This window comes from Rhodococcus sp. MEB032 (assembly GCF_030208925.1).
Taxonomy (GTDB): domain Bacteria; phylum Actinomycetota; class Actinomycetes; order Mycobacteriales; family Mycobacteriaceae; genus Rhodococcus_F; species Rhodococcus_F qingshengii.
In genome coordinates, this window is record NZ_JARVSY010000040.1 from 51,184 (window position 1) to 74,751 (window position 23,568).

The 23,568-nt window shown below is 61.4% G+C and carries 14 protein-coding genes and 2 pseudogenes; 6 read left to right on the forward strand and 10 right to left on the reverse strand.

Annotation, left to right across the window (positions count from 1 at the left end; genetic code table 11):
• The first annotated feature begins 150 nt into the window (after nt 1-150).
• Both QRN54_RS29390 and QRN54_RS29395 read left to right on the forward strand, forming a co-directional pair.
• A complete protein-coding gene (locus tag QRN54_RS29390; RefSeq protein WP_003946057.1) occupies nt 151-1,968 on the forward strand; it encodes an ABC transporter substrate-binding protein/permease in 1,818 nt (605 codons plus the stop codon).
• 4 nt (nt 1,969-1,972) lie between these two features.
• Entirely contained in the window at nt 1,973-2,719 is a 747-nt protein-coding gene (locus QRN54_RS29395) for an amino acid ABC transporter ATP-binding protein (protein WP_003946070.1), read from the forward strand.
• Here QRN54_RS29395 and QRN54_RS29400 read toward each other — a convergent pair.
• The 7 genes from QRN54_RS29400 to QRN54_RS29430 all read right to left on the reverse strand — a co-directional run bounded on the left by QRN54_RS29400 (nt 2,705) and on the right by QRN54_RS29430 (nt 8,213).
• Nucleotides 2,705-3,889, reverse strand: coding sequence for an RNA polymerase sigma factor (locus QRN54_RS29400; RefSeq protein WP_054187259.1), 1,185 nt, complete (start codon nt 3,887-3,889; stop codon nt 2,705-2,707). The two genes, QRN54_RS29395 and QRN54_RS29400, sit on opposite strands and share 15 nt — an antisense overlap.
• Nucleotides 3,890-3,897: 8 nt before the next feature.
• Nucleotides 3,898-4,305 carry a YciI family protein gene (locus tag QRN54_RS29405; protein ID WP_003945999.1) on the reverse strand — a complete coding sequence of 136 codons (408 nt, stop codon included), beginning with the start codon at nt 4,303-4,305 and terminating at the stop codon, nt 3,898-3,900.
• 152 nt (nt 4,306-4,457) lie between these two features.
• On the reverse strand, nt 4,458-5,072 hold the full coding sequence (locus tag QRN54_RS29410; RefSeq protein WP_064689017.1) for a response regulator transcription factor: 615 nt from the start codon (nt 5,070-5,072) through the stop codon (nt 4,458-4,460).
• Entirely contained in the window at nt 5,069-6,211 is a 1,143-nt protein-coding gene (locus QRN54_RS29415; protein ID WP_054782137.1) for a sensor histidine kinase, read from the reverse strand. Before QRN54_RS29415 ends, QRN54_RS29410 begins: the two co-directional genes overlap by 4 nt.
• A gap of 42 nt (nt 6,212-6,253) precedes the next feature.
• Nucleotides 6,254-7,045: an ABC transporter permease gene (locus tag QRN54_RS29420; protein WP_003946064.1), complete on the reverse strand. Its 792-nt coding sequence runs from the start codon at nt 7,043-7,045 to the stop codon at nt 6,254-6,256.
• Nucleotides 7,042-7,980, reverse strand: coding sequence for an ABC transporter ATP-binding protein (locus QRN54_RS29425; RefSeq protein ID WP_285183672.1), 939 nt, complete (start codon nt 7,978-7,980; stop codon nt 7,042-7,044). Before QRN54_RS29425 ends, QRN54_RS29420 begins: the two co-directional genes overlap by 4 nt.
• On the reverse strand, nt 7,977-8,213 hold the full coding sequence (locus QRN54_RS29430) for a hypothetical protein (protein WP_228401538.1): 237 nt from the start codon (nt 8,211-8,213) through the stop codon (nt 7,977-7,979). Before QRN54_RS29430 ends, QRN54_RS29425 begins: the two co-directional genes overlap by 4 nt.
• Before the next feature lie 234 nt (nt 8,214-8,447).
• Between QRN54_RS29430 and QRN54_RS29435 the strand changes: the two genes are divergently transcribed.
• Nucleotides 8,448-10,529 carry a PhoX family protein gene (locus QRN54_RS29435; RefSeq protein ID WP_217018143.1) on the forward strand — a complete coding sequence of 694 codons (2,082 nt, stop codon included), beginning with the start codon at nt 8,448-8,450 and terminating at the stop codon, nt 10,527-10,529.
• 79 nt (nt 10,530-10,608) lie between these two features.
• Here QRN54_RS29435 and QRN54_RS29440 read toward each other — a convergent pair whose 3' ends face one another.
• The 3 genes from QRN54_RS29440 to ggh form a co-directional block, all read right to left on the reverse strand.
• Nucleotides 10,609-17,928 carry an isopeptide-forming domain-containing fimbrial protein gene (locus QRN54_RS29440; RefSeq protein WP_285183675.1) on the reverse strand — a complete coding sequence of 2,440 codons (7,320 nt, stop codon included), beginning with the start codon at nt 17,926-17,928 and terminating at the stop codon, nt 10,609-10,611.
• A gap of 979 nt (nt 17,929-18,907) precedes the next feature.
• Complete coding sequence (locus tag QRN54_RS29445) at nt 18,908-19,603, reverse strand: glycoside hydrolase family 25 protein (RefSeq protein ID WP_370334015.1); 696 nt, start codon at nt 19,601-19,603, stop codon at nt 18,908-18,910.
• Between the two features lie 107 nt (nt 19,604-19,710).
• A complete protein-coding gene (ggh, locus tag QRN54_RS29450) occupies nt 19,711-21,048 on the reverse strand; it encodes a glucosylglycerate hydrolase (protein WP_064689015.1) in 1,338 nt (445 codons plus the stop codon).
• A gap of 110 nt (nt 21,049-21,158) precedes the next feature.
• Between ggh and QRN54_RS29455 the strand changes: the two are divergent.
• The 3 genes and pseudogenes from QRN54_RS29455 to QRN54_RS29465 form a co-directional block, all read left to right on the forward strand.
• Nucleotides 21,159-21,856, forward strand: a pseudogene (locus QRN54_RS29455) (haloacid dehalogenase type II).
• A 72-nt stretch (nt 21,857-21,928) separates the two neighbouring features.
• Entirely contained in the window at nt 21,929-22,840 is a 912-nt protein-coding gene (locus QRN54_RS29460) for a cation efflux transmembrane domain-containing protein (RefSeq protein ID WP_042449892.1), read from the forward strand.
• A 119-nt stretch (nt 22,841-22,959) separates the two neighbouring features.
• Nucleotides 22,960-23,568: pseudogene (locus QRN54_RS29465) on the forward strand (HNH endonuclease); the annotation flags it as partial.

The window sequence follows — 23,568 nt, forward strand, 5'->3', positions numbered from 1 at the left end:
ATTGATCTCTACGGCACGAGATTCCCCGACCTGGCGATACTTAAAATCACGCTGATTTGAAGGCATGCCCGCAGCGCAACGGCCCCTTGTCCGAAAACTGTCAACAGTTCTACACGGAGAAATGGCTACCCTTAGGTTTACGCTGCACGCATGTTTTCTTCCGTCGCAGCGAAGATCCGCCTGGTGGTGGCACTGCTCCTCACTGCCCTCCTGGCGCTGACTCTGTCATCGTGCTCGAGTGGCTCGGATTCGTCGGCAGCCCCCACAGACCTGTGTGCACCTCCAGGAGTGGGAGCTGCAACCGCGGCGCCCACCAATCTGGACGCGGCAGCGGGTGCGGGCGCCGAAGACCGCTACACCACGGCCACCGTCACCCCGGTCGATCAGATCGACACCTCGAAGCTGAATCTGATCAAACCCGGGGTCATCACGGTCGGCACGCTCGGTGACGCGCCCCCGAGCATCTGCGTCAACTCCGAGAATCAGTACACCGGATACGACAACGAGCTGCTGAAGGCCGTCGCGGACAAGCTGGGCCTGAAGGTCGAGTTCGTCGGCACCGAGTTCGCCGGGCTTCTCGCCCAGGTTGCCGGTCGACGCTTCGACGTCGGCTCGTCGTCCATCACCACCACGGACGACCGTCGCAACACCGTCGGCTTCACCAACGGTTACGACTTCGGATACTTCTCCCTCGTCGTGCCTAACGGCAGCCCGATCACCGGCTTCGGAGACCTGGATGCCTCCAAGCGCATCGGCGTCGTGCAGGGAACCGTGCAGGACGACTACGTCGTGAACACGCTCAAGCTCGATCCCGTGAAGTTTCCCGACTACGCCACGGCGTACGCGAACCTCAAGTCCGGACAGATCGACGCCTGGGTAGCTCCGTCTCAGCAGGCCGAAGGTGCAATCGCTCCCGGTGATCCGACCTCGATCATCCAGAACACCTTCTCGGTCAACAACTTCGTCGGCTGGGCGGTGAACAAGGAAAACCAGCCCCTGATCGACGCCCTCAACTCCGGCCTCGACGCAGTCATCGACGACGGAACCTGGTCTCAGCTGTACGCCGACTGGGTACCGCGCCAACTCCCTGAAGGCTGGAAGCCCGGATCCAAGGCCGCGGCCACTCCGGAACTGCCCGACTTCGCAGCCATTGCCGCGGAAAACGCAGCAAACGGCGACGGTGGCGATACCGCGTCGTACCAACCGAAGTCGACGCTCGAACAGCTCAAGGACACGTTCTTCGACTGGGATCTGTACAAGAAGGCATTCCCCGATCTCCTCAAGACCGGTCTTCCCAACACCCTGATCCTTGCGCTCGCGTCCGGCATCATCGGCACGATCCTCGGCATGCTGCTCGCTGTCGCCGGTATCTCGCGCACCCGTTGGCTGCGCTGGCCGGCCCGCGTCTACACCGACATCTTCCGTGGCCTGCCCGCAGTCGTCATCATCTTGATCATCGGGCTCGGCGTCGGACCGATCGTTAAGGGAATCACCGGTAGCAATCCGTACTGGCTCGGTGTCGCGGCACTGTCACTGCTCGCGTCGGCATACATCGGTGAGATCTTCAGATCCGGAATCCAGAGCGTCGAGTCCGGGCAGCTCGAGGCTTCACGTGCCCTCGGTTTCAGCTACCGAAAGTCCATGTCGCTGGTCGTCATCCCGCAGGGTGTACGACGCGTTCTGCCGGCGTTGATGAACCAGTTCATCTCGCTGATCAAGGACTCGTCGCTGATCTACTTCCTCGGTCTGCTCGTCACCCAGCGGGAACTCTTTGCCGTCGGACGTGATCTCAACGCCCAGACCGGCAGCCTGTCCCCGCTCGTTGCGGCAGGCTTGTTCTACCTTGCTCTGACCATCCCGCTGACGCACCTCGTCAACTACATCGACAACCGACTCCGGACCGGACGCGCCGACACTTCAGGCACGTTGGATCCGCTCGAGCAGGCCATCGTCGTGGAAAGGGGCTGAGGACATGACCACCAGCTCTGAACTGAAGTCCGTATCGCTCACCGGCAAGGACCTGCATCTGTCCTTCGGTACCAACAAGGTGCTTCGCGGCGTCAACCTGCACGTCGACGCCGGAAACACCGTCACCGTCATCGGGCCCTCCGGTTCGGGCAAGTCGACGCTCCTGCGCGTGCTGAACCGTCTGCACGAGCCCGAGCAGGGTGACGTGCTGCTCGACGGGAAGTCCGTCCTGAAGGACAACCCCGACGAGCTACGCCAGCGGATCGGCATGGTGTTCCAGCACTTCAACCTGTTCCCACACAAGACCGTCGCCGAGAACATCGCACTCGGGCCGAACAAGCTCAAGGGTTTGTCGAAGGAGCAAGCTCGGGCGCTCGCGCTCGAGCAGCTGGATCTGGTGGGGCTCAGGGAGAAGGCCGACTCGCGGCCCGGCAACCTTTCGGGTGGTCAGCAGCAGCGCGTCGCAATTGCCCGCGCCCTGGCGATGAAGCCCGAGGTCATGTTCTTCGACGAGGCGACGTCAGCTCTCGACCCCGAACTGGTCAAGGGTGTTCTGGCATTGATGGCCGATCTCGCGAAGTCCGGCATGACTATGGTCGTCGTGACGCACGAAATGGGTTTCGCGCGTTCCGTTTCCGACAAGGTGCTGTTCATGGATCGCGGTGCCGTTGTCGAAACCGGTACTCCGGAACAGCTTTTCGACGATCCCGAAACAGATCGACTGCAAGCGTTCCTCTCACAGGTTCTCTGACTCAGGGGCGCTTGCAGGAGATCGACGGGCGTTGATCCTGGACGCCTGAAGCATCAGATGGTCGCGTTCGGCGAGGTTGGATGCCTTGTGCGCTGCATCGGCATACAACCTCGCCGCCGACTCGAGATCTCCGTCGCGTTCACGCAGATAGGCCTCGACTGCGGCATGGCGTGGAAGTGAATCGTCCAGCGCTGCAAGAGCTGCCAATCCGGCGCGTGGTCCGTCTGCCTCGCCGACCGCCACCGCTCGGTTGAGCCGGACGATCGGGCTGTCGGTCAAGGCTGCGAGTTCGTCGTACCACTCCACGATCTGCACCCAGTCGGTCTCGTCTGCTGTGAAAGCGTCGGCATGGAGTGCGGCAATGGCGGCCTGGGCCTGGAACTCACCGAGCCGGTCGCGGGCGAGAGCTGACTGGAGGATTGCGACTCCTTCGGCAATCGAATCGGTGTCCCACCGGCTGCGATCCTGCTCGGCTAGCGGAACCAGACTGCCGTCCGCGGCAGTTCGCGCGGCTCGACGAGCGTGATGGAGCAGCATCAGTGCGAGCAACCCTGCGACTTCGGGGTGATCGATCGCGGCCGCCAACTGCCGGGTGAGCCGGATGGCCTCGGCAGCCAGGTCGACGTCGCCGGAGTACCCCTCGTTGAAGACCAGATAGAGGACACGCAGGACGGTGGCGACATCGCCGGGTTGCTCGAACCGGACGCCGGAGACCGTGCGCTTGGCTCGGCTGATGCGCTGAGCCATAGTCGCCTCGGGCACCAGGTAGGCCTGCGCAATCTGGCGGGTGGTCAGCCCGCCGACAGCGCGCAGCGTGAGTGCGACGGCGGACGACGGCGTCAACGACGGGTGCGCGCACAGAAAGTAGAGCTGGAGTGTGTCGTCCACGCCCGGCACCGACCCGCTGACCGGCCGCTCGCCTGGCTGCTCGTCAGCCAGAAACTCCCGCTTACGGCGAGCCGCATCCGACCGGATCCCGTCGAGGAACCGCCGCCAGGCCACCGTGACCAGCCAGCCCTTCGGGTCCCGCGGCGGGTTGTCCGGCCAGACCCTGACCGCCTCGAGCAGAGCGTCCTGCACGGCGTCCTCGGCCGACGCGAAATCTGCTCCGCGGCGGACGAGGATGCCGAGCACGCTCGGAGTCAGACTCCGAAGCAGGGCGTCGTCCATGACAGGTTTCAGTCCGTGATGGTCGGCGGCTCGGTCAGGAACGGGCGCAGTTCGAGCCATTCGTGAATCGGCTTCCCGCCTGCGCCGGGCGCGGCCGAGAGCTCGCCGGCCAATTGGACGGCACGGTCGTAGTTGTCGACGTCGATCACCATCCAGCCGGCAATGAGGTCCTTGGTTTCCGCGAACGGACCGTCGGTGACCGGGGGGCGACCCTCACCGTCGTATCGGACAAAGGTGCCCTCAGGAGCGAGAGCCTGACCGTCGACGAACTCGCCCGCCTTCTCGAGCCGATCCGCGAAGTCCTGCATGTACTTCACGTGGGCAGTGATCTCGTCCGGCGTCCACTGGTCCATCGGCACGTCGTTGACTGCAGCCGGAGCGCCGCGGTAGTGCTTGAGCAGCAAGTACTTGGCCATCGTGAATCTCCTCTGTGTCGGTGCCACCCATTCTGGTCGCACTTCACTACAGGGACGAAGCAAGTCGGGGATTCTCGACATCGCAGGGCCTTCGGCCCTGTGCGCCTTTTTGGTAGTGCCCGCAACCAGAAAGGCGCACGGGGCCGAAGGCCCTAAATCCACCCCTGCCGGCGGGCGATCACTGCGGCTTCGTGCCGATTGGCTGCACCGAGTTTGGTGACAGCTGACGACAGATAGTTTCGGGTGGTACCCGCAGACAGGTGTGCCCGGGAAGCGATCTGCTCGATGGATGCTCCGTCGGCCGCGTACTCGAGTACGTCCGCTTCGCGCGGAGTAAGCGGCGAGTCGCCGGCGCCGATTGCCTCGGCAGCCAACGACGGATCGACGTACCGCCCGCCCGCGTGGACGCTGCGGACCACCTCGGCGAGCGTCGCCGCAGGCGTCGTCTTCGGCAGAAATCCTCGGACGCCCGCTGACAGTGCCTTCTTCAGATACCCGGGACGCCCGTGGCTCGTCACGATGATCGAGACGCACCCCGAGACCCTCTGCGCAATCTGTTGCGCCGTCTCGATGCCGTCGATACCTGCCATTTGAAGGTCGAGCACGGCTACGTCAGGTTGATGTTTTGCAGCAGCGACCACGGCATCCTCGCCGGATTCGGCTTCCGCGACGACAACGATGTCGTCCTCGAGCGACAACATCATGGCCAGAGCCGAGCGGATCAGATTCTCGTCGTCGGCCAGCAGTACCTTGATCGGCTCGGTCACCGAGACTCCTTCGTTCGGGACGGAAAGTGGGCGGTGAGGGTGAAGCGATCTTCGTCCTGCACGGTTTCGACAATTCCTCCGACGGCGCCGACGCGCTCGCGCAATCCGTTCAGGCCGGTTCCGTTGTTCGGCTCTGCGATCCGTGCGCCGTCGTTGGCGATCACGACGCCGTCCGCGAACACTTCGATGCTGCAATTCTCGGCACTGGAGTGCCGGAGAATGTTGGTGACGCCTTCACGGACGACCCAGGCGGCAGCTTCGGCCAGTTCCACCGGCAGCTGATCTGCCGATCCACGTATCGCAGTGGAGATTCCGGCGGCCTCGAGCAGAGACTGCGCACCGGCCAGCTCGGACGCCAAGGCGATGGACCGGTATCCCCGAACCAACTCGCGCGCTTCGTCGAGTGAATCTTGCGCAAGTTCGCGTACTTCGTCCATCTGCGCGGCGGCACGATCGTCGCCGCGCCGTGAAAGAGTAGCTGCAAGTTCACTTTTCACCGCAATTGCAGACAGTGCCCGCCCGACGACGTCATGGAGATCGCGTGAAAATCGCAACCGTTCCTCGGCGACGGACAGAGCGGCAGCGGCTCCGCGTGCCTCGTCCAATTCGGTGACCATCCGCAGCAGCCACACCGACATGTAGACGGTCAGCCCCATGAAGGCGGCGACGATTCCGACGGACACGCCGCTTTCCGGACCCGCAAGCAGTCCCAATACAACCCCGGCGGCCACCGAGCCCACGATCAGCCAGCGCAACGACGTCAACCCCGCAAGGGGCACGACAAGGATTGCCGCCAGCCAGAAGTACGGGCCGTTCTCGCCATTGCTTCCCAAGGCAATTCCCGCCGAGCAGAACGCCGACAACGTCATCACGGCAAGAGGAATCTGGACGGGCTTGGCCACGACTCCGCCCAGATCAGGCATCCGAGACACGGCGATGACGCACGCAACGGCACTGATTCCGAGGAAGACACCCGACAGGTACCGATCCGCAACGACCTCGGTGACCGCACCGAAGCCACCGAAAACCACTGCGACCATGATGAACGATTGCCGCGTGTAGAGGCGAACCTTGTCGACGTTCGACGCGGTTCGCCACGTCCGTCTCGGATTCCAGCGTCCGAAGTTCTGCGCGATCATGCCCACTACCTTCTCAGAGTTCTACGAACGCTTCTCAGAGTTCTACGAACGCGGTTCCCAGCGGAAGTGGACGTTCGCGATCAGAACCGAACCGACGATCCACGCCAGCATGACCAACAGCGGTTGCGCAGCCGAACCGAAGGTGTCGACAAATCCCGCTGCCGCACCGGGCGCATCGCCCAGATCAGCCAGTTCGCCAGTGGTCCGCCCCAGCCATCCGAGATTGAGAAGGTCCACTACTGCGGCCAGCGGAGTGAAATCGAGAATGCGAGCAACGTTGTCCGGCACGACATTCCTGATCGAGGACATACCTGCCGTCGCCAGAATCAGAATCGGCATGCAGGTGATCTGCGCCGCCTCTGCATTTCGCGTGACAGCCGAAGTGATCAACGCCAGCGCCGTGAAGAGCGCGGCGCCGCCGATCACCGCGACCAGCACCAGGACCGGATTGACCGGAGCACTACCGCCCAGAACCATCACGGCGATTCCGATCACCACCGTCAACAGGCCGGTGAGAACCCACGACGGCACTGCCGGGCCCGCGAGGATCTCGGCGTCGCTGCATTCCCCTGTCCGTAGTCGCTTGAGAACCAACTCGTCACGACGCGTCGCGTACACCGACAGGAGGTTGTAGAAGACCACGAACACGAGCAGGAAGAGTGCAAACACCTCGAGGCCTGCCGACACCGACTTGTCGGACAACCCGCCATCGCGCGACAGGTACAGCATCCCCACGGGAAAGATCAACGGGAGGACGATTGCGTTGAAGAGCAACAGTCGATTTCGTCCCAGGAGCGTGAACTCCGAACGAGACAGGGTTGCTATGCGGTTCATGCTGACGCTCCTTCGAGAGTTGCGTGATGATCGAATTGGTCTGCAATGGAGAGGAATACGGTCTCCAGGGATGCCGCGCGGGCATCCAGGCCGGTCAGCAGGATGTTGTTGTGCTGTGCCCACAGCAGCAGTTCCGTCAGCGTCTCCTGCACTGTGCGAGTGGTGATCACCACCAGATCGTTTTCGACGCGTACCTCCGCGCCGGCCAGGGCCGGGAGCGGAAGACCGGGACGGTGCAGTTTGATCTGGGCAGGATGATCCGCGACGACGTCCGCCACGGTTCCGCTGCGCACCACCGATCCTCGGTGCATGATCGCCAACTGGTCGCACAGGGACTCGGCTTCGTCCAGGTAATGCGTCGTCAACATGATGGTGACGCCCGACGCTTTCAAGTCAGCGATCAATTGCCAAGTGTTACATCGACTTTCGGGATCCAAACCAGTAGTCGGCTCGTCGAGAAACAGGACGAGTGGCCGGCCGATGATCGCGCACGCCAGATCCAGTCGCCGCGCCTCACCTCCCGAGAGGAACTTCACGCGGGTATCACCACGGTCACGCATGTCCACGCGCTCGAGCACCTCGTCCACGGGCAGCGGATTCGAGCAGGTTCCGGCCCACATCGCCAAACTCTCACGAGCAGTCAGGTCTTGGGGCAAGCCACCCTTCTGAAGCATGATGCCAAGCGACGGGCGAATCTGCTTGCGGTTGCGCACCGGATCCATGCCCAGAACGCGCACCGTTCCGGCACTGGCTCGTGAAAGACCCTGAATCACTTCGAGGGTGGATGTCTTGCCGGCACCATTGGTTCCGAGGAGGCCGAACAGCTCGCCTTCCTGAACACTCAGATCCAGATTGCGAACAGCATCGAACGCCTCCTTACCGGAGCCGTAACGCCGCGACATTCCGACTACGTCGATCACGGGATCGCCCTTCATCGCTGCGCCTCCGCTCGGTTCCAGCCGCGCAGTCCGATCACGAATCGGATACCCGCATAGACAGCGAGAGCGGCAACAAGAATCCAGAACACGGGATTGGAGCCGATGATCGCGAACAGCACTCCGATGATCGCGATATTCACGACGATCACAACAAGTTCGCGGCCCATCGTGGGTGCGGGTCCGATGTCCATCAGGTCCGTCAGGAGGCTTCCCTCATGTGGTTCTCTCATGCATCCAAGCTTCGCGGGAAGTCAGAGCCGAAAACAGTGCACAGCGTCATCACCTGCGGTGACACCGTCACGGATCAGCGATGACAAATGTCATGCGACGTCCCCGCGGGGACGCGTCGTAAACCGCGGGTAAGGGTCACCTCGTTGTTTTGCCGTTCATTTTTACGTTCCTTTACCCTTGCTTAGAGCTTCTACGGTTCCCGAAGTCCGTACATCGAATCTCGGGAGTTCACGGTGGCTATCAAGCCTTTGGCCTTGTTCGTCAAACACGACGGCGTGTCTGCGCGCGCGTCGATCACCTGCCAGTACAAGTGCGGAAACGCGTGCTCTCACGAGGTCCCCAACACCTCGGGCGGCGAGTACTTCCGCGACATCGCACGCACAGCGCTGAGTCGTCGCGGCTTGCTCCGGGGCAGCGGCATGGCAGTCCTCGCGGTGGGAGCGGGCAGCGCCCTCGTCGCGTGTTCGGACGAATCCGCAAGTGCGGAACCGGGAACCGGTTCGACGAGCGGCAGCAGCGGCGGATCGACACCAACGGGGACGAACTTCAGCGCTGTCGCGCCCAACAAGGAAGACAAGGTCACCGTCCCTGACGGATACGATCAAGCCGTCGTGATTCGCTGGGGTGACGCCGTTCTCGCCGGCGCCCCGGCTTTCGACTTCGACAAGCAGACTGCGGCAGCGCAGGAACTGCAGTTCGGATTCAACAACGACTTCGCCGGATTGCTCCCGGTCGACGGGCAGCCCAACACCTACCTACTCGTGGTCAATCACGAATACTCCACCGAGCCGGCGATGTTCCGCGGCTACGATGCGGAGAACCCGACCGAGGAGCAGTTCAAGATCGGCCTCGCCAGCCACGGACTGTCGGTCGTCCAGGTCAAGGGCGAATCCGACAACGGCAAGCTCGTACCGGAGATCGGATCGAACAACCGCCGCATCACCGGAACCACGGAATTTGTCGTGACCGGCCCCGCTGCAGGTAGCGACTTCCTCAAGACGAGTGCCGATCCCACGGGAACCAAAGTGCTCGGCACCCTCAACAATTGCGCCGGCGGCGTCACCCCCTGGGGCACAGTGCTTTCCGGCGAAGAGAACTTCAACCAGTACTTCGCGAACGCCGAGGGTGTCACCGATCCCACGGTCGCAGCGCGACTGAAGCGCTACGGTCTTGCCGGCGCCGCTTCCGAGCGCAAGTGGGAACGCTTCGACAAGCGGTTCGATCTGGTCGCAGAACCCAACGAGGTCAACCGATTCGGATACGTCGTCGAGATCGATCCCTGGGATCCGTCGTCGACTCCGATCAAGCACACAGCGCTCGGACGTTTCAAGCACGAAGCCGCCACCATTTACATCACGGCGGACGGCACCGTCGTCGCCTACAGCGGCGACGACGAGCGCTTCGACTACATGTACAAGTTCGTCTCCAGCCGAAAGATGCAGGACGGCAAGAGTCAAGCAGCCATGCGCCACAACATGACTCTGCTCGACGCCGGAACACTGTACGTCGCAAAGCTCAGCGGAAACTCCGCCGGCGAGATCGACGGCAGCGGCAAACTTCCGTCGGACGGCAAGTTCGACGGAACCGGCGAGTGGGTAGCCATCCTGCGCACCGGCGAAGACGGCAAGGGCGAATCGCTGGTAGACGGTATGAGCGCCGAAGAGGTCGCCGTCTTCACCCGCCAGGCCGGTGACAAGGTCGGGGCAACGAAGATGGATCGCCCCGAGGACTTCGAGGCAAACCCGAAGAGCGGCAAGGTTTACGTCGCACTGACCAACAACACCAAGCGCGGAGTCGACGGTGGCGCCGCGGCCGACGAGGCGAACCCGAGGAACAACAACAAGAACGGCCAGGTCCTCGAAATCACCGACGACCACGCCGGCACCACCTTCGGCTGGAATCTTCTTCTCGTCTGCGGAGATCCGGCCACAGCCGATACTTACTTCGGCGGGTTCGACAAGAGCAAGGTCAGCCCCATCTCATGCCCGGACAACCTTGCCTTCGACCCGCACGGCAATCTGTGGATCTCCACCGACGGCAACGCACTCAAGTCCAACGACGGGCTGTTCAGCGTTGTCCTCGAAGGCGAAAACCGCGGTGAGACAAAGCAGTTCCTCACCGTTCCCGTCGGCGCCGAAACCTGCGGCCCCATCGTGGACGAGAAGCGCGTCATCGTCTGCGTCCAGCACCCCGGCGAGACCGACGACGCCAGCATCGAAAGCCCCGCATCCCATTGGCCCGACGGTGGTTCCGCCCAGCCTCGCCCGTCGGTAGTTGCAGCCTGGAAGAAGGACGGATCTCGGCTCGGCTCGTAACACACACGAAAACGACTGTGGGGCAGATCGCATACTCTGCGATCTGCCCCACGTCGTTTACCTCAGATTCTCAAGAGAATCAGTTGTCACCGTCCTCGCGACGCTTACGCGTCAGGAGAACAACACCCGTTCCCAGCGCCAGCAGCAGAACCAATCCACCTGCTGCGAGCAACCCGGTGTTCACGCCACTCTCACCAGCGCCACCACCCGAGTTGATCGTCCCGCCCTGAGGAGCAGACGGCTTCGGCTGACCCGGCTGACCCGGGTTTGCTGTCGGCGGCTTCGGCTGTCCCGGAACCGTGCTCGGAACCGGCTGACCCGGAACCGTCGGCGGTACGACGATCGGAGGCACAACGACGATCGGGGGAATGATGATCGTCGGTGTAACCGGCACCGTCGTGTTCGGAACCGTCGTGGTCGGCGGAACTGTCGTGACCGGCGGCGTTGTCGTCGGCGGCGTCGTTGTCGTCACGCCACACGGATCCACAATCTCTTCCGCGACAACTTCTTCTGTCGTGGTCTCCTCTGTGGTGGTCTCCTCCGCGGTGGTGGATTCCTCCGTACCGGTCACATCAGCGTCACCGGCAGTGATCGCGCTAGCCGTCGTCGTCGCAACCGTTGTCGTCGGAACCATCCGCGTGGTCGTCGTCGGAGGAACACAGGGCTCCGTCGTGACCGGCGGCGTCGTGGTGGTCGTCGGCGGCACCGTAGTGGTGGTCTCCGGCGGGTCTATCGGGTGTTCGGTGCAGAGAGCGTCGCCCGGGACACAGTCCACTGGCGGGTTCTCGCCACCAACCACCAGGTAGTTGTTCAGGACACCCGGAGTGAATCCGGGACCTGACAACGTTCCGATCTCAGGATTGACCTTGACGGTGTACGTCACTGTCGCGGTCTCGCCCTTGGCCAGCTTTCCGGTGACCGTGAAGACGTTGTCGACGACACCCGAAACAACCAGCGTGGAAGTGGTAGCCGGATCCTTCGTCATTACTGCATCGTCGAGAACGTCGGTGAGATCGTCGTAGAAGCTGACCTCACCATCCGCGGTGCCCACATTCTTGAACGTGAGCGTGTACGTGATCTCCTGGCCGCCAACCACACGGTTCGTGGTGGACGGAACAGAGGACTTCAGTACCTCGATCGCGGGTGTGCCATCCACCGGGTGTTCGGTCGTCACGGGCGGAGGAGTGATCTCCGGACCGGTCGGCGGCTTCGCAGTACCGGTGACCTTGTTGTTGATCAACGTGCCACCGGCGACACCATCGTTGATCTTCACCTGGTAGGTCAGGACAACCGACTTACCGGCTTCCAATGCACCGGTCCAGGTGAGCGTGGTGCCCGACAGGGTCGGAGCAGCACCGTCGACACCGTCAACAGTCGCCTTCAGCGAACCGTCCACCAACGTCGCGTTGTCGAGAACCTTCGACAGATCATCGGTCAACACCACCGGATCAAGGGTCGTGTTACCCGTGTTGGAACCGGTCACCGTATACGTGATCGTCTGACCCGCAGCAACATTGGTACCCGACACCGGATCAGCAGCCTTCGCGACCGTGAACCCCGGAACCTTCACCGGGTGTTCGGTCGTCACCGGCGGAGGAGTGATCTCCGGACCCGTCGGCGGCTTCGCAGTACCAGTGACCTTGTTGTTGATCAGAACCCCGCCGGCGACACCATCGTTGATCTTCACCTGGTAGGTCAGGACAACCGACTTACCGGCTTCCAATGCACCGGTCCAGGTGAGCGTGGTGCCCGACAGGGTCGGAGCAGCACCGTCGACACCGTCGACAGTTGCTTTGAGCGAACCGTCCACCAACGTCGCGTTGTCGAGAACCTTCGACAGATCATCGGTCAACACCACCGGATCGAGAGTCGTGTTACCCGTGTTAGAACCGGTCACCGTGTACGTGATCGTCTGACCAGCAGCGACATTGGTACCCGACGCAGGATCGGCAGCCTTCGCGACAGTGAACCCCGGAACCTGAACCGGATGCGTCGTGCACAGCTGCGTCGCCGGATCACACACCTCCGGAGGATCAACCGGCGGAGTCGTACCCGGAACAACGAAGTTGAGCACCGTGTTGTCGGCATTCGCCGCAACGCGATCGGCATCAGCCTTGACCGTGACGGTGTACGTCACCGTCTTGCTCTCACCGGCCGCAAGGGATCCCGTCACCGAGAAACCATCCGTGCCGACCATCGCAGCAGTCAACGGAGCATCAGCACTCAAGCTGCCCGCAACCAGATCAGCATCATCGAGCAGACCACGCAGATCATCGAAGTACGCGACCTCACCCGCACCGTTACCGGTGTTCGAGAACGTGAGCGTGTACTTGATGTCCTGACCGGCAACAACATTCGAACCCGACACCGGATCAGAAGACTTCACCACAGCAATCTTCGGAGACACCACCGGATGCTCGGTCGTCACCGGCGGAGGAGTGATCTCCGGACCCGTCGGCGGCTTCGCAGTACCGGTGACCTTGTTGTTGATCAGAACCCCGCCGACAACACCGTCGTTGATCTTCACCTGATAGGTCAGAACAACCGACTTACCGGCCTCGAGTGCACCCGTCCAACTCAACGTCGTACCCGACAGGGTCGGAGCAGTCCCGTCGACACCGTCGACAGTCGCCTTGAGCGAACCGTCCACCAACGCCGCGTTGTCGAGAACCTTCGACAGATCATCGGTCAACACCACCGGATCAAGGGTCGTGTTACCCGTGTTGGAACCGGTCACGGTGTACGTGATCGTCTGACCCGCAGCGACATTGGTACCCGACACCGGATCAGCAGCCTTCGCGACCGTGAACCCCGGAACCTTCACCGGATTCTCGGTCGTCACCGGCGGAGGAGTGATCTCCGGACCCGTCGGCGGCTTCGCAGTACCGGTGACCTTGTTGTTGATCAGAACGCCGCCGACAACACCGTCGTTGATCTTCACCTGATAGGTCAGAACAACCGACTTACCGGCCTCGAGTGCACCCGTCCAACTCAACGTCGTACCCGACAGGGTCGGAGCAGTCGCGTCGACACCGTCGACCGTTGCCTTGAGCGAACCGTCCACCAACGCCGCGTTGTCGAGAACCTTCGACAGATCATCGGTCAACACCACCGGATCAAGGGTCGTGTTACCCGTGTTGGAACCGGTCACCGTGTACGTGATCGTCTGACCAGCAGCAACATTGGTACCCGACGCAGGATCGGAAGCCTTCGCGACCGTGAACCCCGGAACCTTCACCGGATGCGTCGTGCACAGCTGCGTCGCCGGATCACACACCTCCGGAGGATCAACCGGCGGAGTCGTACCCGGAACAACGAAGTTGTTCACGAACACCCCACCGACCACATCGGCATTGACCTTCACCGAATACGTCACCGTCTTCGTTTCGCCGGCCGCCAAGGTTCCCGTCACCGAGAAACCATCGCCGCCGACCATCGTCGCAACCAACGGAGCATCAGCAGTCAAACCACTCAATGCACCCTTGTCCACAACCTGACGCAAATCATCGAAGTACGCGACCTCACCCGCACCGTTACCGGTGTTCGAGAACGTAAGCGTGTACTTGATGTCCTGACCGGCAACAACATTCGAACCCGAGGCCGGATCAGAAGACTTCACCACAGCGATCTTCGGAGAGACCACCGGATGCGTCGTGCACAGCTGCGTCGCCGGATCACACACCTCCGGAGGATCAACCGGCGGAGTCGTACCCGGAACAACGAAGTTGTTCACGAACACCCCACCGACCACATCGGCATTGACCTTCACCGAATACGTCACCGTCTTCGTTTCACCGGCCGCCAAGGTCCCCGTCACCGAGAAACCATCGCCGCCGACCATCGTCGCAACCAACGGAGCATCAGCAGCCAAACCACTCAATGCACCCTTGTCCACAACCTGACGCAAATCATCGAAGTACGCCACCTCACCCGCACCGTTACCGGTGTTCGAGAACGTAAGCGTGTACTTGATGTCCTGACCGGCAACAACATTCGAACCCGACACCGGATCAGAAGACTTCACCACAGCAATCTTCGGAGAGACCACCGGATGCGTCGTGCACAGCTGCGTCGCCGGATCACACACCTCCGGAGGATCAACCGGCGGAGTCGTACCCGGAACAACGAAGTTGTTCACGAACACCCCACCGACCACATCGGCATTGACCTTCACCGAATACGTCACCGACTTGCTCTCACCGGCCGCCAAGGTTCCCGTCACCGAGAAACCATCGCCGCCGACCATCGTCGCAACCAACGGAGCATCAGCAGTCAAACCACTCAATGCACCCTCGTCCACAACCTGACGCAAATCATCGAAGTACGCCACCTCACCCGCACCGTTACCGGTGTTCGTGAACGTAAGCGTGTACTTGATGTCCTGACCGGCAACAACATTCGAACCCGACACCGGATCAGAAGACTTCACCACAGCAATCTTCGGAGACACCACCGGATGCTCGGTCGTCACCGGCGGAGGAGTGATCTCCGGACCCGTCGGCGGCTTCGCAGTACCGGTGACCTTGTTGTTGATCAGAACCCCGCCGACAACACCATCGTTGATCTTCACCTGATAGGTCAGAACAACCGACTTACCAGCCTCGAGCACACCAGTCCACGAGAGCGTCGTCCCCGACAGGGTCGGAGCAGTCCCGTCGACACCGTCGACAGTTGCCTTGAGCGAACCGTCCACCAACGCCGCATTGTCGAGAACCTTCGACAGATCATCGGTCAACACCACCGGATCAAGAGTCGTGTTACCCGTGTTCGCACCCGTCACCGTGTACGTGATCGTCTGACCAGCAGCAACATTGGTACCCGACGCAGGATCGGCAGCCTTCGCGACAGTGAAACCGGGAACCGAGTGATTCGTTTCCACCGGAGGAGGAGTGATCTCCGGACCGGTCGGCGGCTTCGCAGTACCGGTGACCTTGTTGTTCAAGACTGTGCCCGCGGCAACGCCGTCGTTGACCTTCACCTCATAGGTGAGAACGACGGACTTACCGGCTTCGAGAAAACCAGTCCACGAAAGGGTGGTGCCCGACAGAGTCGGATCAGCGGCAGGAGCACCGTCGACGGCCGCCTTCAGCGAACCGGGAACGACAGCGGCGTTATTGAGAACCGCACCCAGATCATCGTTGATCTTTACCGGATCGAGCTTCGTCTTACCGGTGTTGGTTCCGGTGACGGTGTACTTGATCGACTCGCCGGCCTGAACCGTCGAACCGGAAATCGGATCAGCAGTCTTCTCCAGTTTGAAGCCGGGAACCGAGTGATTCGTCTCCACCGTAGGAGGAGTGATGTCCGGACCGGTGGGTGGCTTCGCAGTACCGGTGACCTTGTTGTTCAGAACCGTGCCCGCGGCAACGCCGGCATTGACCTTCACCTGGTAGGTCAGAACAACAGACTTACCAGCCTGGAGATTGGCGGACCACGACAAAATGCTGCCCGACAGGGTCGGAGCAGCGACAGCAGCACCGTCGACGGTCGCCTTCAGCGAGCCCGGAACGATGGCGGCATTGTTGAGAACCGCACTCAGATCGTCTTTGATCGTCGCGGGAGTCAGGGCCGTCTTGCCGGTGTTAGCACCGGTGACCGTGTACGTAATGGTATCGCCGGCCTGAACCGTCGAACCTGTCGCGGGCACAGCGGTCTTCGCGACTGTGAACCCGGGCATGGGATGCGTCGTGCAGAGATTGGTTGCAGGATCGCATGTTGTGGGAGGAGTTGTTGTCCCCGGAACGAGGTAGTTGTTCAGGACTTTGTTACCACCGTCTTTGACCGTGACGGTGTAGGTGACTGTCCCTTTGCCGCCGGCTGGCAATGTGCCGCCGACTTTGATTTTGTCGGCGCCATCCAATGCAGCGGTGAGTCCGCCGGTAGCAGCACCGACCGCAACCGTTCCGTCATCAATGACGTCGGCGAGGAAGTCCGTGTAGTCGATCGGTGCCGGCGCAGTGCCGGGATTCTCGAAATTCAGAGTGTAGGTGATTGTTTGGCCGATATTGACCGTCTCACCGGTAGGTGGTGACGACGACTTCTTCACGAGAACCGGGGTATTGATGATCTTGCAGTACGCGTTGTCACCAGGTGCTAATGCTGTCTGCGCAACTCCACCAGCTTGAAGATTCTTGGCCACACCATTGACCTGGCAGTCCCACTTCGTCGCGTAGTTCGCGGTCTTGGTCGCCGAAGTAGTGGGCTTCTCCCAGAACGTGACGGGGGTAGGCGTCGTGTCAGCGAGGAGCATCCGCCAACCGGTGGACGCGGTGGTATCCGTAGCTCCGGTATCGGTGGTCTTGAGCACCTGTCCGCTCGCAGCATTTGCATCGGCGAAAGTACCGGTGCTTGTTCCGATGGTGAAGTCGTCGCCAGGACTGACTCGCGTAAGTTCCTTGTCGATCTTGACCCTCGGCAACAAGATGCCGAACGCAACACCCTGTCGGGACGTTGAATCCGTGGTGTTTCCGAAAGTGCCCGCGAAGGAAGTCGGCGCTGTCGCAGCCAGTACTACCGCTCCAGGTGAGTAATTCTTGCTGAAATCGTTGTCCCACCACGAGTCGCACCGAACCGAGTTCGTTCCCAACCCGGTCAGTCCATCGGCACCCCCGACCGTGCCGTTGCAGGCCCGAATCGGCGGCCATCCGGCAGTTCCGGGTATACCCATGGTGCGATCGATCTGACGGAAGCTCTTGTCCGACTGGAACGACAGGAATTCCTTGTTGTTTGCGGCAACAGGGTCCGTCGATTCGGCATCCGCCACAACAAGCCCGTAGTTGTTGACGGCTCCGTTGGGCCCATTCATCACGATATTGTCGAGCTTGACTGTTCCGCCGGACTGGACCCTCGTCGACCCGTTCATGTCCGGAACCGTTTGGTACAAAGCAGGCTTGACTGTGTTGGGAACACCCGTATACGCGACAGTGCCGAGCGACGAGTATTTCGCCTCGGCAGGCAAGGGACGCGCAGTGACGCCCGTATGCGGCTTTGTCGTAGATCCGTCGATCGAGTTGACCAGCTTGGCATTGAAGCTGATGGAGTAGATATCCGTCAGCTTGACCGTCATCGGCTGTCCAGCTGCTGAGGTTGCGGCAGCCTGGTTGAACGTCGACATATCGATCCAGCAGATGTTCTGCGAGAGATTGCCGGTATTGGGCGCACTGAACGCACAGCCCGTGGGCGGTTGCTCGTCCGGCAGGACAGCAGCGCGAGCCGGCGTCTGAGCCTGAACGGGACCGCCGAGCGTTGCGGCCGGCTGCGCTGATGCAGCTACTGCCGTCGCGCCGGAGAGGCCGAGAATCATCGCGATGGCGGTCCACACCACCGTCCACGCTCGCACCCAGGACGGGAGCCCTGCGGTGAATAAGGCCGACCTTGTCGGCGGTATGTCGTTAGGCATTTCTTACTCCCCAGGATGTGCCTGATCGATGTTCAATGGACGGAGATGCGAGAGCGCTGGCGCGAACTCCCGGTTGATCGGTTGGTTCGGGTCGATGCGCCTGTTTTCGGCTGATCGACCTCACACCGGACGCTGTTGCCGGTCCTGTCATTCGAGCTCCTCTTCGGAAACACCTGCGTGTTGGAAGAGCCGCCCTGAACAGGACCTTGGCCCCCGAAATCCGCGCAAATCGAGAGCAACCTTCCAGTTATCAGGAACAAGATAACAGATAACCGGGAGCTTGCCCATCGAAAGTCAGACAAAGCAGACCGATCGACGTTTTTGTTCGTAGATCGGACAAGCTTCGAGGAACAGTGTTGTTCGAGCGGACAATTCAGCCCCCGGAGTACGGCACCGCGGCGAACGCGATGACATTCACCCTTTCCGCTGACCAGATCGGGTGACGACCAACCTCGAGGAAGATACGGAATCTGGACAAATGCCCAATATGGATAAGGCCTGTTGGATGCGCCACAGACCCTCGAACGACGTTCGGAAACCCCGTCCTGCATGGAGTCCGATCACGCGTGCGAGCCCGTCGAAATTGATCGAATTGATCCAGACCACACTCAGCGACGGCTGCCGGTAACGAAGCATCCCGAGGCTCCGATAATTGGATTGCGAGGCACCAACTTCGCCCGAAACCGGGCGGCCGCCTTCAATTCAGACCCAACTTCAAGTCCGTTTTGTAGCTTTTCAGGCAGAGCAGTCCTGCTCATTTTCTGCCACAGCTATCTTTTGATCCTGCTCAGTTAGTCGAAAATTCTGCGACTGTGGCTACCGTTCGGCAGAATTCTCGTAACTGTCGAGCAACAACCGGACTAACCAGCCAAGCGAGGCAAGGGCGTCGAAAAGGGCCCTTCCACATGCCTCGCGACAAATGCCTCGAGGGCGAAAGGGCCCGAAACGGGCGCCACGGAGCCAAAGGCCCCGCCGCAACCTAGCTGCTGCCGAACCCCACACTGTTGGCGTAGCGATCGAAATCGCCCTGGGCTCCGCTGTAGACGTTGATATCTGTGTTTCCGGTGATTCCGGGGATGCGTCCGGTGCTGGTGTACTGCCAGAAAGTCCAGTTGGACCAACCGCCGGGTAGCGGCCCCGGTGCGTTCTGCCCGTTGTAATCGGCGATCCACAGCGGGTAGTGGTTGAACTCGGTGGTGTTGGCCATCTGAGTACGCCAGAAGTTGGGATACGTGTAAATGATGGGCTGCCGCCCGGTAAGTGCCTGGACTGTATTCAAGTAGCGATGAGTCCAGTCGATGACCTGCCCGGCGGGCAGTCCCTTCGCGTCCTCGAGATCCAGAACGGGCGGGAGGTCACCAGGTCCGTTGATACCCAGGACGATCGCCGAATAGAAGGCGGCCTGGGCTTCGGGGGACTGGCGAACGTCTGCGTAGTGGTAGGCCCCGCGCGAGACGCCGGCAGCACGCATGACCAGGCAATCCTGGATGAAGTACGGATTGACGTAGTTGAGCGACTCGGTGGCCTTGACCATCGCGAACTCGTGCCCTGACGCCTTGACCTGGAACCAGTCGATTCCGGTTCCGTCCACGTGTTGCCACGAAGAGACGTCCGGGCCACGGGGAGCGTCGGCAGCGGCGAGGCCAGGTGCCGTGATCGCGATGGCAGCTGCCATCGCGATCGGGGTGAGCTTGCCCAGTGTCCTGACGATCCGTCGCTCGACCATTTCCCGAGACTAAGGTCGACTAGTCCGTTTTGTCCCCTAATTCAGGGAATGTTCACTCAACCGAGCCAATCGAGAACAGCCGCAGCGGTCCACGACTGTTGCATACTGCCCAGCGGCTCACCGGTGAAAGGCTCGTAGTATTCGGCAAAACTGCCATCGCTGGCCTGCCGCAACCCCTCCGAACGTAAGACGTGCGATCTCTCGGCCCACCCCCGACGCGCGAACGCCCACGAGAACAACCACGTGATCACCGGCCACACCGGGCCACGCCAATACTCCCGAGGACGGAAATCGCCGGAAACCGGAGACGTCGACGGTGGGACAGCAAACCGCATGTCCGGGTGACCACAGAATTTGGGCCCCTCGAAAGTGCGCAACAGAGCGCGCTCGGCATCGCGGCTCAGGCCGCCGCACAGCAACGGCGCAAACATCGCGATGGTCTCGGTATGAACCCATCGCCCGGTGCGAAGATCGAAATCCTTTGCTGCACCTGATCGTTCATCGGTGGTGGCAATCACGCCCTGCCGGAATCGATCTGCCCAACCGCGCAGATCACGGACGTCGGAGTTCGGCCGCGAATGCTCCTCACCGATAGTTGCCAAGACGTCGCATGCCATCGAGAAAACCGCACTGACAAACACGTCCTCGACGGCAAAACTCATGGCAGTGGCGAGTTGAGAATCCTCGTACCGCACGGCCTTCATCTCTTCGAGAAGCCAAAGGTAGCGGTCGTATTCGTTATCCGTGGGCCGCTGAGACAGGTCCGTCACGACAGCGAGATCAGCACGCTGATACGCAGGAACTTGTCCCGCAACAACATTCGCGTACGCCAGATCCCACCGCGGAGAGTTGTCCATCCCAGATTCCCACCCGTGATAGAGCGCGATACGGCCGTTGCCGTCGAGATCGCGGGCCTCCGCCAACCACCGGTGCCACCGAACCAGATCGCTCCAGCGCCGGTCGAGGAACTCTTCCGCGACCGCACGCGTCGTACGTCCGTGCCGACGCGAATGATCGAGAATCCGCTGCACCGCGATCGCGTGAACGGGGGGTTGGGTGATTCCCGATGTAGCGGTACCCAAAGGAGCATGCTCTGCCAACGCATTGACATCCCACCGCGTCGGGCCGGGGAAGTAGCCGTCGACACCGTTCGCGAACACGATGTGCGGAATCATTCCGTTCTTCCACTGAGCCGAGAGCAAGGTATCGAGCTCTACTACCGCCCGTTCGACGCTGAGCGGCGCCAGACCTACCGCCACGAACGCGGCGTCCCAGCTCCACATGTGGGGATACAGCTTCGGGGCAGCGCTGGTCATCGTGCCCAGGTCGTTTCCGCGCAGCAAGTAGGCAGCTCGGGCGGCGAGCTGAGTCGGGGTAAATCCGCGGTCGGCCATAGATGTCTATTTTGCGACGCGTCGAGCCTTTGCGCTCACCGAGCACGAATCCGGCGCTGCAGCCGCAATAATGAAGGAAGTCCGTCAGGTGATCTCGGAGTGGAGGCCTAGTGCGCGAGAAGATCAAAGCACTGCTGTTCGACGTCCAGGGCACAGCGACCGATTTTCACAGCACACTGTGCCGAGAGGCCCGTCGAATCACCGACGCCGACGTGGACTGGCCAAGATTCGTCAATCTCTGGCGCGCTGAGTACTTCGCGAACACCTCCGAGGCCGACGACTCCACAGGCGAATGGGTGACAGTACATTCGGTGTACCGCGAGGCTCTGCGCAAGCTGTTGGCCCGCGAGAGCATCGAACTTTCCGATGCCGAACAGGAAGAACTCACCACCGCCTGGAAATTCCTGGACCCGTGGCCCGACACTGTCGCCGGCCTGACAACCCTGCGCCAGCAGTACACAATCGCTGCCTTGTCCAACGCCGACGTGAATGCCGCAGTCAGCATCTCCCGGCACGGAAATCTGCCATGGCATGCCGTCTTCACTGCCGAAATGGCCGGCGTCTTCAAACCAGATCCGAAGATCTACCACCTGGCTGCTCGATATCTCGGGTACGACCCGGCCGAGATCATGATGGTTGCCAGTCACAAATACGACATCCGGGCGGCAAAGCTCTCGGATTCCGCACAGCCTTCATAGCTCGACCACTCGAATTCGGAGCCAGGGGCAATCCCGATGTGTCCTTCTCCGACGAGTTCGACATCAACGCCGAGGACTTTCTCGATCTGGCAGCGCAATTGGTCCACTGATCCCGTGCCTGCGCGTCGTTGCTGGTATTCCTACGTGAAGGAATATCGAAACGGACAGGCGGTTTGGAATTCATGGGCACCAAGGAAGACAGCGCTACCCGCGAACGCATGGCCCTGCGGTACTCGCTCGTGGTCGCAACGGCGTTGGCTGTGCTCGCCGCATTCTGGGGCTGGATCTCGCAGTCCCAGGTGATCCTGCTCGACGGTGTGTACGCCCTCATCGGAATGGTGTTGACGGCGATCTCACTGCGGGTCTCGCGGATAGCCGACTCGGGCCCCACCGCACGCTTCCCGTTCGGAAAGGAGGCATTGATCCCGGTCGTCATCGCTGTCCAGGGCATGGCACTACTGGCGACGCTCGCCTACGCCGCAGTCGAGGCAGTTCGTGTCATCCTCGCGGGCGGAGCCGACGTCACCGCGGGGTCTCTGGTGGCATACGGCGCTGTCAGCGCAGTGGTGTCGATCATCATCTGGCGCTACGTCGGACAAGTCGACCGCACATCTGATCTGCTCGTCGCCGAAGCCAGGCAATGGGGAGCGTCGGCTGCCTTCAGCGCGCTGGTCGCGGTCGGTGCTGTCGTCGCAATGATCCTGGGCCGCACCGATTTTTCCGACGCCGACCGATATGTCGACTCCGTCTTGGTCCTCCTCGGCTGTGCGATGCTGGTCCCGCAACCGTACGCACTTCTGCGAACCGCACTGATCGAACTCCTCGAAGGTGCTCCCGGCGAAAACGTTCAGGCCCGCGTGCACGAAGCCATCGCCGTCGTCCGCGACGAATTCGGTTTGGACGAACCGACTCTCACCATGAGCAAGGTGGGTCGCAAGCTGTATGTCGAAGCGACGTTCATGGTCGCGCCACACAGCTGGGACATCGACGGTGAAGACGCAGTACGACGCTCGTTCGCCACCAGCCTCGCCGATCTCCCCTACGAACCGTGGCTGAACATCGAACTGACTACAGATCCGGCGCTGATGCTCTAGCGACGGAATCTGCTCTCGAACAACAGAATCACGACGGCCGGGCCCACCTCACCTTCCCGAAAAAGCCCTTGACTCGAAAGTATGTTCGAGTATGATGGAAGGCGGAACGGGGGGTTCTCATGACGATCAACATCACCGACGAAGATACTGTCACCGACGTGGTCAACAACTCCGCCGTGGGTGTGCGCGGACGATTGTGGCGGCTTCACCCCAGCGACGTCCGCGAGATCGCCATCACCGCGTCAGCGGAAATCCTTCGCCTGGAAGCCATTCGAGTGGCCGCTGTCGACACCCTGACGTTGAACCCGGACGAACAAGTACTCTGCTACCGCGGCACCGGACAATGGCTCGCGAACCACACCATGCTGCAGATCTCCACCGGCAGAAGAATCGCAGCCCTGGGCAAAGCGCTACGGTCGTTTCCCGAGATCGAAGACCAATTCGATGCCGGTGACCTCACTTTCGAGCACGCAGCACTGATCGTGGCGTTCTGCGAATCCCCACCCAAGGCAATGCCCGACGCCGCACTACCGTACTGCCGCGACACACTCCTCGCCGCAGCATCCGGAACCGAAGCAACCACCGTCAAACTGCGCTACGCCATCAGCGTCCTCGAGCACATGTTCGAATCCGACGACCCACCACCAAGCGAAGACACCGACCGCAACGAACTGCGCATCTCCCCCACCCTCAACGGAAGAGTCGCCGTCCGAGGCGATTTCGACGGA